Annotated in this window: 12 protein-coding genes; 7 read left to right on the plus strand and 5 right to left on the minus strand. The window is 65.5% G+C overall.

Annotation, left to right across the window (positions count from 1 at the left end; translation table 11 throughout):
* Position 1: 1 nt before the first annotated feature.
* The 5 genes from LMA02_RS34895 (at position 2) to LMA02_RS34915 (ending at position 4,257) form a co-directional block, all read left to right on the plus strand.
* Positions 2–985: an HlyD family secretion protein gene (locus tag LMA02_RS34895; protein WP_228910401.1), complete on the plus strand. Its 984-nt coding sequence runs from the start codon at positions 2–4 to the stop codon at positions 983–985.
* Positions 982–2,481 (plus strand): efflux transporter outer membrane subunit, encoded by a 1,500-nt coding sequence (locus LMA02_RS34900; RefSeq protein ID WP_228910402.1) that lies wholly within the window; start codon positions 982–984, stop codon positions 2,479–2,481. Before LMA02_RS34895 ends, LMA02_RS34900 begins: the two co-directional genes overlap by 4 nt.
* Positions 2,482–2,664: 183 nt before the next feature.
* On the plus strand, positions 2,665–3,090 hold the full coding sequence (locus LMA02_RS34905; protein ID WP_228910403.1) for a TOBE domain-containing protein: 426 nt from the start codon (positions 2,665–2,667) through the stop codon (positions 3,088–3,090).
* Positions 3,091–3,183: 93 nt separating this feature from the next.
* Complete coding sequence (locus LMA02_RS34910; protein ID WP_228910404.1) at positions 3,184–3,774, plus strand: nitrogen fixation protein NifQ; 591 nt, start codon at positions 3,184–3,186, stop codon at positions 3,772–3,774.
* Between the two features lie 117 nt (positions 3,775–3,891).
* Complete coding sequence (locus tag LMA02_RS34915) at positions 3,892–4,257, plus strand: bleomycin resistance protein (RefSeq protein ID WP_228910964.1); 366 nt, start codon at positions 3,892–3,894, stop codon at positions 4,255–4,257.
* Positions 4,258–4,357: 100 nt separating this feature from the next.
* Here the strand turns inward: LMA02_RS34915 and LMA02_RS34920 are convergent, their stop codons facing one another.
* Both LMA02_RS34920 and LMA02_RS34925 read right to left on the minus strand, forming a co-directional pair.
* Positions 4,358–5,419 (minus strand): DMT family transporter, encoded by a 1,062-nt coding sequence (locus tag LMA02_RS34920; protein ID WP_228910405.1) that lies wholly within the window; start codon positions 5,417–5,419, stop codon positions 4,358–4,360.
* A 670-nt stretch (positions 5,420–6,089) separates the two neighbouring features.
* Positions 6,090–6,749 carry a ProQ/FinO family protein gene (locus tag LMA02_RS34925; protein WP_228910965.1) on the minus strand — a complete coding sequence of 220 codons (660 nt, stop codon included), beginning with the start codon at positions 6,747–6,749 and terminating at the stop codon, positions 6,090–6,092.
* Positions 6,750–7,421: 672 nt separating this feature from the next.
* Here LMA02_RS34925 and LMA02_RS34930 point away from each other — a divergent pair.
* Positions 7,422–8,006: a DUF2889 domain-containing protein gene (locus LMA02_RS34930; RefSeq protein WP_228910406.1), complete on the plus strand. Its 585-nt coding sequence runs from the start codon at positions 7,422–7,424 to the stop codon at positions 8,004–8,006.
* A 178-nt stretch (positions 8,007–8,184) separates the two neighbouring features.
* On the opposite strand, the gene LMA02_RS34935 is transcribed toward LMA02_RS34930, so the two are convergent.
* Entirely contained in the window at positions 8,185–8,676 is a 492-nt protein-coding gene (locus LMA02_RS34935; protein WP_228910407.1) for a flavodoxin family protein, read from the minus strand.
* Positions 8,677–8,878: 202 nt separating this feature from the next.
* Positions 8,879–9,532: a TetR/AcrR family transcriptional regulator gene (locus tag LMA02_RS34940; RefSeq protein WP_228910408.1), complete on the minus strand. Its 654-nt coding sequence runs from the start codon at positions 9,530–9,532 to the stop codon at positions 8,879–8,881.
* An 83-nt stretch (positions 9,533–9,615) separates the two neighbouring features.
* Between LMA02_RS34940 and LMA02_RS34945 the strand changes: the two genes are divergently transcribed.
* Positions 9,616–10,740: an MBL fold metallo-hydrolase gene (locus LMA02_RS34945; protein WP_228910966.1), complete on the plus strand. Its 1,125-nt coding sequence runs from the start codon at positions 9,616–9,618 to the stop codon at positions 10,738–10,740.
* A gap of 1,252 nt (positions 10,741–11,992) precedes the next feature.
* Here the strand turns inward: LMA02_RS34945 and LMA02_RS34950 are convergent.
* Complete coding sequence (locus LMA02_RS34950; protein WP_228910409.1) at positions 11,993–12,193, minus strand: hypothetical protein; 201 nt, start codon at positions 12,191–12,193, stop codon at positions 11,993–11,995.
* Between the last annotated feature and the right edge of the window lie 280 nt (positions 12,194–12,473).

Genomic DNA, 12,473 nt, shown 5'->3' on the forward strand with positions numbered 1-12,473 from the left:
CGTGAAAAAAACCTGGCTCTCGGCAGGGCAGATCCTGCTCACCCTGATCGTCGTCGTCGTGGCCGCCCTCGTGCTGTGGCGGATCATCAACTACTACATGTTCTCGCCGTGGACACGCGACGGGCACGTGCGCGCCGACGTGATCCAGGTCGCGCCCGACGTGTCGGGGCTCATCACCGCGGTGCAGGTCGCCGACAACCAGGAGGTCAAGCGCGGGCAGGTGCTGTTCGTGATCGACCAGGCGCGCTACACGCTCACGGAACGGCTGGCCGAAGCGACGCTCGCGCAGCGCCGCGCGACGCTCGCTCAGGCGAAGCGCGAATACGCGCGCAACCTGCAGCTCGGCAACCTGGTCGCCAGCGAACAGGTCGAGGAAAGCCGCACACGTGTCGAGCAGGGCGAAGCTGCCGTCGCCGATGCGCAGGTGTCGCTCGACACCGCGAAACTGAACCTGCAGCGCACGACGATCGTGAGCCCCGTCGACGGCTACCTGAACGACCGCGCGCCGCGCGTCGGCGAATACGTGCCGGCCGGCCGCGCGGTGCTGTCGGTCGTCGACCGCAATTCGTTCCGCGTCGACGGCTACTTCGAGGAAACCAAGCTCCGCGGCATCCACATCGGCCAGCCGGTCGACATCGTCGTGATGGGCGAGCCGCATCCGCTGCGCGGCCACGTGCAGAGCATCGTCGCCGCGATCGAGGATCGCGACCGCACGCAGGGCGCGAACCTGCTGCCGAACGTGAACCCGGCATTCAGCTGGGTGCGGCTCGCGCAGCGCGTGCCGGTGCGGGTCGTGCTCGACGAGGTGCCCGACGACTTCCGGATGATCGCCGGCCGCACCGCGACCGTCGCGGTGCGCACCGACACGCGCCGCGACGACAAGACGAAGCCGGCTGCCGGCGCTTCCGCGGCAGCCGTGCCGCCTGCTTCGTCGCCCGCGGCAGCCGCACCCGCGGCCGTCAGCGCGACGGGAGCATCGCAATGAAGCGGCACGGCCTGCGCCTCGCGGCGGCACTCGCGCCGCTCGCGCTCGCACTCGGCGCGTGCAAGTCCGTCGGCCCCGATTACACGCTGCCGCAGCAGGCGTACGTGAATGCGCCGCTCGCGAACCATGCGCTCGACGACGCGAACGGCACGCTCGTATCGCGCAATGCCGTGCCCGGCAACTGGTGGCAGCTGTACGACGATCCCGTGCTCGACGACCTCGTGCGTAGCGCGCTGAAATCGAACACCGACCTGCGCGTCGCCGCGGCCAACCTCGCGCGTTCGCGCGCGGCGCTGGAAGTCGCAAACGAACAGGGCGGCTTCTCCGGCAGCGCGGAAGCAGCCGTTCAGCGCGCGCAGGAATCGGCCGAGCAGTATCTGCTCGAAAACAAGCTGCCGGTCGTCAACGAAGGCACGGTCGGCATCAGCGTGTCGTATGAGCTCGATCTGTTCGGCAAGCTGCGGCGCGGCGTCGAGGCCGCGCGCGCGGATAGCGAAGCCGTGCAGGCGGCCGCCGACCTGGCGCGCATCACGGTCGTCGCGGACGTCGTGCGTGCCTACGTCGAATCGTGCTCCGCCGGCGACGAGCTCGCGATCGCGAAGCAGTCGCTCGCGCTGCAGCAGCAGCGCGTGAAGCTGTCACAGCGGCTGCGCGATGCGGGGCGCGGCAACCAGACCGACGTGACGCGTGGCGTCACGCAGGTGCGCACGCTGTCCGCCGACATCCCGCGTTTCGAAGGTCGCCGCAAGATCGCGCAATACCAGCTCGCCGCGCTGCTCGCACGCTCGCCGGCCGACCTGCCGAAGGCGGTCGCCGAATGCGAGCGCCTGCCGAAGCTGCGCCAGCCGATTCCGATCGGCGACGGCGCCGCGCTGCTGCGACGTCGCCCCGACGTTCGCGAAGCCGAGCGCCAGCTCGCCGCCGCGACCGCACGGATCGGCGTCGCGACCGCCGCGCTGTATCCGTCGATCAGCATCGGCGCGTCGGCCGGCTCGGTCGGCGTCGCCGCCGACCTGTTCTCGTCCACCACGAATCGCTGGTCGTTCGGACCACTGATCAGCTGGTCGTTCCCGGTCAACGGCCAGCGCGCACGCGTGCGCGAAGCCGAAGCCGCGAGCGGCGGCGCACTCGCGCACTTCGACGGCGTCGTGCTGAACGCGCTGCGCGAAACGCAGTCGAGTCTCGCGACCTACGCGGCCGATGTGCAACGCACCGATGCGCTGCGCACGGCCTACGAATCGGCGCGCAATTCCGCTGACGAAACGCACCGGCTCTATATGGCCGGCCGCGAATCGTTCATCTCCGATCTCGATGCGACGCGCACGCTCACGAGTGTGCGCGCACAGGTCGCCGCGGCCGAAGGGCAAGTCGCCGCCGACCAGGTGAAGCTGTTCCTCGCGCTCGGCGGCGGATGGGAACGCGACGCAGCGCCCGCTGTGTCGCAGCAGACGTCGGCGGCCGGTGCGCCGGCTGCTGCGTCGGCCCCGGCCAGGTAATCGCGTGCGGTGCGGGACGGCGTGCGTGACACGCGTGCCGTCCCGCATCACCGTGCGCGGTCTCGCATGTCCGGTATATCGATGCGGACGGCGCGCGTCACCGGCATTGCCGGTAAACTCGTCCGCGGTTTCCATCATTCGCTCGCCGCCCGCCCCGGGCGGCCCATGTTCCGGAGGATCATCATGCGAAGCAGTGCCCGTAATCAGTTCGCCGGCCAGATTAGCGCCGTCAAGCCCGGTGCCGTCAACGACGAAATCACGCTGCGTACCCAGGACGGCCTCGACATCGTCGCCGTGATCACGCACGGCAGCGTCGCCTCGCTCGATCTCGCGGCCGGCACGAAGGCGTTCGCGCTCGTCAAGGCATCGTCGGTGATCGTGATGGTCGACGTTGACAGCAGCAAGGTGTCTGCCCGCAACTGCATCGCGGGCAACGTGTCGTCGATCGCGAAGGGTGCAGTCAATTCGGAAGTCGTGATCCAGGCCGCGGGCGGCGCGGAAATCGTCGCGATCGTCACCAACGACAGCGTCGATCGTCTCGGCCTCGCGAGCGGCACGCCTGCGTCGGCGATCTTCAAGGCGTCGAGCGTGATCGTCGGGGTCGAGTGATCGCCTGATCGACTGACCGATTGCGATGACGCCCCATCGTTCGCCGCACCTGCAAACGGCGCGCAACGCTCGACCGGCGTGCGGGCGCACACGATGACGTCCGCGCTCGAGCGCGCGCATCGGCGCGTATTGCAATCGCTGCTGTCCGCGGCGACCGACGCCGCGTCCCCGGATGCATGTCTGTTCGGCGCACTCGTCGCGGCACGCGCATGCCGCAACGAACTCGCGCTGCTCGGCCTGTCTCCTGCCCAGTTGAGCAGCCTGCTTGCCCGCCAGTTTCCGCGCCTGCGTTCCACCGATGCCGCCGCGCTCGTGCCGACCGAAACCATCGCTGCGCTGCCGGCCGCGCACGCGCAGTTCGTCGCGACGCTGCACGCGCTGCTGATGCGGGATGCGCATCCCGCCGTCGCGCGCGACGATGCCGACTGCGTCGCGGCAATCATCGCGCATGCGTGCCTGCGCCCCGATCACCTGTGGCGCGATCTCGGCCTTGACGGACGCAATGCGGTTTCGGCGATGCTCGACCGCTATTTCCCCGCGCTCGCCGCGCGCAATGTCGCGCAGTTGCGCTGGAAGAAATTTCTCGCGCAGGAAGTGGCCGCATCGCTCGGCCTGACGCCCGGGCCCGCGCCCGGATGTCCGGGCTGCGAGGATTTCGGATTCTGCTTTCCCCGGCAACGATAGTCACGACGTCGCCCTGCGTGGCTTGTCGATACGCAGCGTTTGCCGATCATGCACGACATCCATCCGCGCGCTTTCCCGCGCGTTCGTTCGATCGCAACGCCCACCGGAGGAACAGCCTTGACCGACTTAGCGACGCCCAATCTGCCGTCACGCGATTTCGAAGCCACATCGCAGTTCTACGCGAAACTCGGCTTCGTCGAAACCTGGCGCGACGACAACTGGATGATCCTGAGGCGCGGCGACCTGCTGCTGGAATTCTTTCCGCATCCCGGCCTCGATCCGGCCACGAGCTGGTTCAGCTGCTGTTTCCGGCTCGCCGACGTCGGCGCGTTTTTCGATGAGGTGCTCGCGGCCGGCATTCCGGAGCAGACGACCGGCTGGCCGCGTGCGCATCGGCCGAAACGCGAGCCATGGGGCGGTACCCTCGGCGCGCTGATCGACCTGGACGGTTCATTGATTCGACTGATTCAGACGGACGACTGAATCGATGGGTGTCGAAGGGGCACGGCGGGCAAGAAACGACCCCCATAAACGGTTACCTTGCGATACGCGTTGCGCGCGTCTTTGTCCGTGGGGCGCGCGGTCAGTGTCGATGGCGGTGGTGAATGTCCGGGAAATGCGCGTGACTGTGCGTGATCGGCAGATGCACGTGCGGATGCGTGTGCGGTTCATCGCCATCGTACGGAAAGTCGTGCGTGTGCTGATGATGTTCGTCATGCCGATGCCGGTGCGTATGCGCGAGCCGCTCGTGCGCATGTTCGTGTTCGTGCCGTTCGCGCACATGCAGCCAGATGCCGAGCGCCATCAACGCGGCCGCGATCCAGAACGTGACGGACGGCAGTGCCGGCCAGATCAGCAGCGACAGCACGACGCCGAACAGCGGCGCCACGGAAAAATACGCGCCCGTGCGCGCACTGCCGAGATGACGCAGCGCGACGACGAACAACACGAGACTGATCCCGTAGCCGCCGAGGCCGGTCAGCATCGCGGCGACCGTGGCCGGAACGGCGGGAAGCGCCGCGCCGGCCGCGAGCGCGATGCCGATATTCACGGGCCCGGCGACCAGGCCTTTCACGCACGCGATGACCATCGCATCGTTCGCGGCGACCTTGCGGGTCAGGTTGTTGTCGATCGCCCAGCACAGGCACGCGGCGGCGATCAGCAGCGCACCGACCGGCACGCCCGCGCGCCCCGGCACCCACGACAGCAGCGTGCCGCCGGTGACGATTGCGACCATGCCGAGAAACACCTGGAGATCCACGTTCTCGCGAAACACGACCCACGCGATGACGGCCGTCAGCACGCCTTCGAGATTGAGCAGCAGCGCACTCGTCGCGGCCGGCGTGCTCGACAGCCCGAGCATCAACAGCGCCGGGCCCGCGACGCCGCCGGCCGCGATCGCGCCGGCAAGCCACGGCAGGTCCGCGCGTTGCAGCGGTGCGGCATTCCCGGCCGGCGCGCGGCGGCGGCGCAACCCGTGAAGCAGGATCCCGATGGCGAGACCGACCCCGCTGCCGAGATAGAACAGGCCCGCGACCATGAACGGCGACATTGCGCCGAGCAGTGCCTTGGCGAGCGGCGTCGCGGCACCGAACAGCGCGGCGGCGATGAGCGCGACGAGAATCGCGGAATGTCTCGGGTTCATGATGCGATCTTTGCGTAAGGCGTTGGGCGTAGGGCGTCGGCAGGCTTCATGCGATGCGGTGGCGCGGATGGTTTTCCTTGGGGATTGCCGGGCAGCTCGCGTCGGCTTTCAGGCACCTGTCACGTCATACGTGGTCGGCAATGTGTATCGGCCCGGCGTTCCCGGCTGCGGAGATTATCGGCGTTTGTGTCGCGGGTCGCCAACCAATGGGCTGGCGGCCGCTGCGGTGGCGGCGCGTCCGGACATCACACGTCGGTCCCGCGACTAGGGCTGTACTTCGCGCCCGACAACGACTGACGCGAGACATATTGGCGTGAGTGCGAATCGGACACTTGATCTGCGCTCGCTCCGCATACTTTAGGAAAACGAACTATTGTGACGCGACGTGAGCGGATTCGTGATGCACACCGTCCTTGTTTCGATATCCGGTCGCCATGCTCGTTCAACACGAACGATGCATTGCGCAAGCTGCGTTCGCCGATGCGCTTTCATCGCCGGTTTGATTGGTAGTTCGATGCTGATGGGTGGACGGCTAGCTGACTGGCGATGTCGCCAGCGGAGGCAGTCCCGACCTGCCCCGAGCGGGGACAGGCCGGTCTGTCACGTGATGCGCTGCACGCGCGGTGCAGGCGGGCCGTCACCGCGCGATCGCGCGGCGACGCATTGCGCGTTACTCGCTCGCGGTCGTTTGCTGCTCGGCCTGCGGTGCTGCGTCGGCTGATGCTTCCGCGGTCGCCGGCTGCGGCGCGGCGGCGTCGGCCTGCGGTTCCGCCTTCGGCTGCTGCGGTGCGCCCTTTGCTGCTTGAGCGCCGCCCTTGTTGCCCGGACGACGCGACTTCAACCGGCGCGCACGCGCCGCGTCGTCGTGCGTCACGCGCCCGGCTTCGTTACCTTGCAGATCGACCCGCACCGCGTCTTCGACGAGACACGACCAGTAACGATTGCCGCGGCACCACGTGGACATCGCCTCGCGCAGCTCTGCTTCAGTCAGGCCGACGGCCTGCGCCTCGCGGGCGAGGTCGTCCCAGATGCCGACCTTCAGCGGCACCTTCGGTGCCGGATTCTTCGGGAACGCGCGCGGGAACCGGCGCTGCAGTTTGCCGATCGCGACGATGACCGGATCGACCGGGGTCGACGGCTTCGCCGAAGCGGGCTTGGCACCGGACGGCGCTTTGGCCCCGGCACCCGATTTGGCCCCACGAGCGGGCCGGTCGCCGGACTTCGGCTTCGCGCCGGCGTCCGGTTGCGCAGCCGGTCGCTTCGCGTTGCGCTCCTGCTTGGCCTTGGCTGCGAGCTGCGCCCGCAATTCGGCAAGTTGTTCAAAACCCATAAATTCAATCCACCAGGAATATAAGGTGTGGTTCGTGCTGCCATTCCGCACATCGGCGTTTTGCCGCATTGCCTGCGGCTTCTGCCACCGATGCGGAACATTGCGGGGCCGCATCGCCACAACCGCTGTTTTCAGGCACCCGGCCACGATGCCGGATAAAGGCAGGAGTGGAAGTATACCGGTACGCGCGGCTGTCGGCTGACTCACCGGTTCGCATTTGACGGATCCGAGGGGCGCGCAATGCATCCACGCGGTCACGTTGCGCATTATCGCGGCGTTTTAACCGGTCGCGATACACGCGTTACGTAGTGCCGCTTTCGGTACTTTCGGTTTCGGTTCGGGGCTCACGCATCGCGTCAGTCATTCCACACTACGGAATGGCGAGCGATGGTACGGACGCCCAAGACGCCCGGCGCCTGCGGACTCACGTGGTCCGAAACACCTGGCTTTCGCGTACGGTCCGCGCGGCGTGGCGGCGTTCGCGTCGATCGCTGCCGGTATTCAATTAGTTGCGTACGCATCGATCGTCGATCGTACGGCGGCACCGGAAAGTGCGTAGTATGGCCGGATCGACATCGTCGGCGGCCTGTGGTGGTTTCACTACGCACCGATCAGTCAACGCCATCGCTGTCGAACGCAAAGAGACCCGGTTGTCCGAAACGGAGCGGTTACATGAATCCCCGACACGACCTCCCGCACGACGGCATTACGCGCGAAGAAATTCACCATCGGCAGATCGACATGCGCGGCTATCGCCGCAGCGACGGCCTGTTCGAAGTCACGGCCTGCCTCGCGGACCGCAAAACGAGCGATTTCACCCCGCCGGGCGGCACGCGCACGTTCGCGGCACTGGCCCCGATTCACGACCTCGGCGTGACGCTGGTCTTCGACGTCGACATGATCGTGCGCGCGGTATCCACGTTCATCAGGTCGCATCCTTATGCGCAGTGTCCGGGCGGCGGCGACACGCTGCAGGCGCTCGTCGGACTGCGCATCGGCGCCGGTTGGAACAGCGAGGTCCGCAAACGCCTGCCGTCCTGCGACACGTGCACCCATCTGAAGGAAATTCTCGGTCCGGTCGCGACCGCGGCCTATCAGACGATGGTCGGCGTGCGACCGTCCTCGCTGAATTACCGCGACGACAACGGAAAGCCGCTCAAGATCGACAGTTGCTATGCGTATGGCGCTTCGCGCGATCTCGTGAAGAGCCTGTGGCCCGAATATCATCAGCCGACCGCGTCGACCCAGGGTGACTAGGGCATCGATACGCGATCGGTGCCGCTGCGGCGAACGGCGATGCGAGTCGCAGCCGCCGTGTCCCGCGAAAAGTACGCGTCGCTTGAACTCGGTGCGATTGGAGACAACACGGCAGGCGTCGCGCGGCGGTCCTTGCGTGCGGCTGCGGCACCGGTTCGACCCGGTTGATCGCCGATGATCAGAACACGCCAAGCGCGAGCCCCGCAGCAAGACCCGCGCCGACCTCCGCGCAGCGCGCGAGATCCTCGGCGTCGATCGTCTTCGGCGCGAGGATCCGCTCCGGCGTCTGCGCATGGGTGCAGACGATCAGGCCTGGCGCCACATTCCTGAGCCGCCACCCGGTCGCGATCCGGTCAATCTGGCGCAGCGCGTTCTGTCCGTCGCTGCCCGCGCAGATCATTGCCGCATACGGGCGACCGTTCACGCGATCGAGCGCCGCGTAGTAGCAGCGATCGAAGAAATCCTTCATCAGCCCGGACATCGCGGCGAGATTTTCCGGCGTCGCGAACAGATAGGCGTCGGCGGCGAGCACGTCGTCCGCGCTCGTCGCATCCGCACGCTGCAACCTGACGTCGACACCGGGCTGCTCGCGCGCGGCATCCGCGGCCGCTTCGGCCATCTGCTGCGTGCCGCCGGTCATCGTGTGATAGACGATCAACAGCGTCTTCATCGGTGTTCGCTCGTGTTGGGTTTCATATGCGTCGGTCACACGCGTCGGTACGGTTCATGCGGCTCAAACATGCGACCTCGATGTGTATGCCCGGTCCTGCGTTCGCCCCTGGTCGCATGACGCTTTCTTTCAGGTGGCGGATGCAGCGCACATCGAGTCAGTCGACGCGCCTGTTGCACTTCGCGCGTCGCATGACGCGCGTTCAGCCCTGTCCTGCACTTGACGCACCGCCGTGATCCGGACGCGCGTAGTACGCAAGAAACATGTCGGTGGCCGTTTCCGCGACCTTCTGCTGTTCCTGCGCGCCCAGCGGCGGCTGCCCCATCGTCACCTGCGGCCAGAACGCGAACGCTTTCACGAGCCCGTGCAGCTGATGTGCAGCGAATACAGGATCGGTCGCCGCCAGCCGGCCAGCCGCCGCGGCCGCACGAATCCAGACCGTCACGTCCTCTTCACGCTCGCCCATGCGTTCGACCATGTCGCGCGCGCGTTCCGGCGAGTGGATGGCCGCGCCGATCGCGACGCGAGCGAGCGCGAGAAAAGCTTCGTCGTTCAACAGCCGCAATTTGCGGCCCAGCAGTGCGAGCAATTGATCACGCAGCGGCACGTCGGCGCAGTAGGCCGGCGCGCCGGCGGTCAGCGTCGCGTCCCACAGCTGGTGCAGGATCGCTGCGAACAATGCTTCCTTGCCGGGGAAGTGGTTGTAGACCGTACGCTTCGACACGTCCGCGCGCGCGGCGATGCGATCCATGCTGGTCGCGTCGTAGCCGGCCGCGCGAAATTCCTCGATCGCCGCGGCGAGAATTGCCGCGCGCTTTCGATCGGTCAGGCGCTGGGGGGAAGTGCTCGTATCCATGCAAAAATTTTACACCGCTGAGTTTACTGTTCCCAGGGATAAACTACACTGCTCAGTGTACTTTTATTTCCGGACGGATCGACATGGCTTCGCCTCTCGTTTTTCTTCATCGCGTACTGGGTTTCGCCGCCGCCAGGCGTGGCCGCACACTGTCCGACGAGTCGCCGCAGCACAATGGCGAACGCTTCAGCAATGTCACGCCGCGGCCCGTCGAAGGCTTAGGCAAGACCCTCGGCATTGCATGGAACATGCTGGTCAACAAGCCACGCAACACGGTTCCGACAGGGGCACTGCCGATCGATTCGCTGACTCGCGAGCAACTCGACGCGGCCCCTGACCGCAGCCTGTATCGGCTCGGGCATTCGACGCTGCTGTTGAAGCTGCGCGGTGAGTTCTGGCTGACCGATCCGGTATTTGCCGAACGTGCATCGCCGTTTCGACGCGTCGGCCCCAAGCGCTTCCATGCGCCGCCGATTGCGCTCGAGGATCTCCCGCCGTTGCGCGGCGTAATCCTGTCGCACGATCACTACGATCACCTCGACCGCGACACCGTGCTCGCGCTTGCGGCCACGACCGGCGTGTTCGTCACGACGCTGGGCGTCGGCGACCGCCTGATCGAATGGGGTATCGACGCGACGAAGGTACGCCAACTCGACTGGTGGCAAAGCATCGACATCGACGGCCTGACGCTGACCGCAACGCCTGCGCAGCACTTCTCCGGGCGCAGCCTGTTTGACGGCAACAGCACGCTGTGGGCGTCCTGGGTCATCGTCGCCGACGATCTGCGCGTGTTCTTCAGCGGCGACACCGGCTACTTCAACGGTTTCCGGACAATCGGCGAACGTCTTGGGCCCTTCGATGTGACGCTGATCGAGACCGGAGCATACGACCCGCAATGGCCCTACGTGCACATGCAGCCGGAAGAAACCGTGCAGGCGCACATCGACCTGCGCGGACGCACGCTGATACCGATTCACAACGGCACGTTCGATCTGGCGATGCATCGTTGGCAGGAGCCGTTCGAGCGCGTCACGGCGCTGGCAATGGTGCGTGGCGTCGAGCTAGCGACGCCCAGGATGGGCGAGCGGCTCGATCTGAATGAGCCGCATCGCGGTGAACGGTGGTGGCGAACCGTCGATGACGCAGAAAAGGCACCGGCAGCGAAGCCGCGCCGGTGGCAGCTATGCGCATCGCAGACGACGAAGTAGGTTTGCTGGCCGCGGCGCTTCTGGTCTGGAGCGTCGCGCTGCGGCGGCGGTTTTTCGTTACGGCGCGAGGCTTGGCGGCGGACTCTTCAATTGAGTGTCGATGACGCTGATCGGCCGGCCGGAAAAACAGACGTTCGGCATCGGCCGAGATCTATTCGGTCGGCCGACGATGCCGACGCGCTTCGTCTCCCTGATGCAGATTCTCTAGATTCCGGATTGGCCCGCCGCGCCACGATAGACACGTCGATCATTTCAGGCTGTCTACAGAATCACATGTCGCTCGACCCGCCTTGGCGCGCACTGTAGAGTCAACATAGCCAGCCCCGAGCTTTGGCTTCTCCCGACATCCCGGCAGTTCGAGATCCTGCACGCTCGTTGTCACGTGACAACTGGCGATCGAGAGGAAACCACATCGACTGAATTTTCCCCTCCGGCTGTTCAGCGCGCTGCATCAGGTCGCCGGTATGTCGATCGGATTGCACTTCTCTGCGGAACGTATTTTTCACCACGAAACACGTATCATACGATACGATTTCGCACCAACCATCATTGCTCGCAGCCAATCTCCCGCGCGGAATTCATGCGCCCCCATTTTGCCGGCAGATCACGTGTATTTTGCGTGAAACAACATGAAGAAAGTGGCGCAACTCATTGCCAGACAAGGGTTTACGAAGACACCCCGTTTTTCCGAAATGTTTCACGACCCCACGGATCCACGTCGCCTCATGTCGCCGGACATGTGAATTTACCTTCAAAGAGGAATCGTCACGCGAGGCTACGTGGCAGGATGCCGATGTCGGCCTCCATCAAATCAATCGCTGATACAACAAGCTCGGAATATCTGCCCCTCCCCTGCCCCAAGGTTGTTGCTTCGTGGATGCTGAACTGGTCAATTTATTGGGGTCATATCGTAGCCCCTAAGAATCCAGGCCGGCATGCACTGCCGAGAGCCCGCGCCATTGAAGGATGCCAGGAGAAGGCGCCAGCTGACCTGACTAGTTGAACGGTATATAGACGCATACGCCCAAGCTCGCATAGCGCGCCTCTTCCAAGACCGAGTGCGTGCCACGCCGCTATCACGCTGGTCATTCCCGGATAGAACCGCACCGGTTGTCACGTGACAACCGCTCGCCTACATCGAACGCCGATCAGCGACCGGACCCAACTGACCAACATCGCTTCGCGTCTCCCCCAGATTCCTTCGCGGTAGCGATCTCTACCGTGGCTGCGCTCGGGCAGAAGACGTCCGTCCTCAATCGCCAGTGGGGAGGTTGTCACGTAACAACCCACCCACCCGTCGCAGTCGCAGTCGCAGTCGCAGTCGCAGTCGCAGTCGCAGTCGCAGTCGCAGTCGCACGAGCACGAGCACGAGCACGAGCACGAGCACGAGCACCAGCACCAGCACCAGCAACAGCACCAGCAACAGCACCAGCACCAGCACCAGCACCAGCACCAGCGGCCATATCCGAGCGCAGATTGCATCAAAGCGGTAAATGGATTTACCGGGATCATCTCGGCACGTCGATTCGCGTGCCGCCCCGTTGACCCATATTTGAATGCGTTGGTCAGCCGTATCGACTTGTCACGTGACAACTGCAGATTCCGGCGCCGCTCAGGCTCGCAAGTCGTTGGCAAAACCGCATCAGCACTTCCAGAACAAGAACGGACCCATGCGCCGAATCACCATTGCGATCTTTTGCCGCTCTCGACGCTAAAGACCCCAGCACTTCATG

Source organism: Burkholderia sp. B21-005 (assembly GCF_020843965.1).
In the GTDB taxonomy this organism is placed as follows: domain Bacteria; phylum Pseudomonadota; class Gammaproteobacteria; order Burkholderiales; family Burkholderiaceae; genus Burkholderia; species Burkholderia ambifaria.

What these genes read in the sequence shown, in the direction of transcription:
- LMA02_RS34900 (WP_228910402.1), top strand. Translation starts at nt 982, where the DNA reads ATGAAGCGGCACGGCCTGCGCCTCGCGGCGGCACTCGCGCCGCTCGCG.
- LMA02_RS34905 (WP_228910403.1), top strand. Translation starts at nt 2,665, where the DNA reads ATGCGAAGCAGTGCCCGTAATCAGTTCGCCGGCCAGATTAGCGCCGTC.
- LMA02_RS34910 (WP_228910404.1), top strand. Translation starts at nt 3,184, where the DNA reads ATGACGTCCGCGCTCGAGCGCGCGCATCGGCGCGTATTGCAATCGCTG.
- LMA02_RS34920 (WP_228910405.1), bottom strand. Translation starts at nt 5,419, where the DNA reads ATGAACCCGAGACATTCCGCGATTCTCGTCGCGCTCATCGCCGCCGCG.
- LMA02_RS34925 (WP_228910965.1), bottom strand. Translation starts at nt 6,749, where the DNA reads ATGGGTTTTGAACAACTTGCCGAATTGCGGGCGCAGCTCGCAGCCAAG.
- LMA02_RS34930 (WP_228910406.1), top strand. Translation starts at nt 7,422, where the DNA reads ATGAATCCCCGACACGACCTCCCGCACGACGGCATTACGCGCGAAGAA.
- LMA02_RS34935 (WP_228910407.1), bottom strand. Translation starts at nt 8,676, where the DNA reads ATGAAGACGCTGTTGATCGTCTATCACACGATGACCGGCGGCACGCAG.
- LMA02_RS34940 (WP_228910408.1), bottom strand. Translation starts at nt 9,532, where the DNA reads ATGGATACGAGCACTTCCCCCCAGCGCCTGACCGATCGAAAGCGCGCG.
- LMA02_RS34945 (WP_228910966.1), top strand. Translation starts at nt 9,616, where the DNA reads ATGGCTTCGCCTCTCGTTTTTCTTCATCGCGTACTGGGTTTCGCCGCC.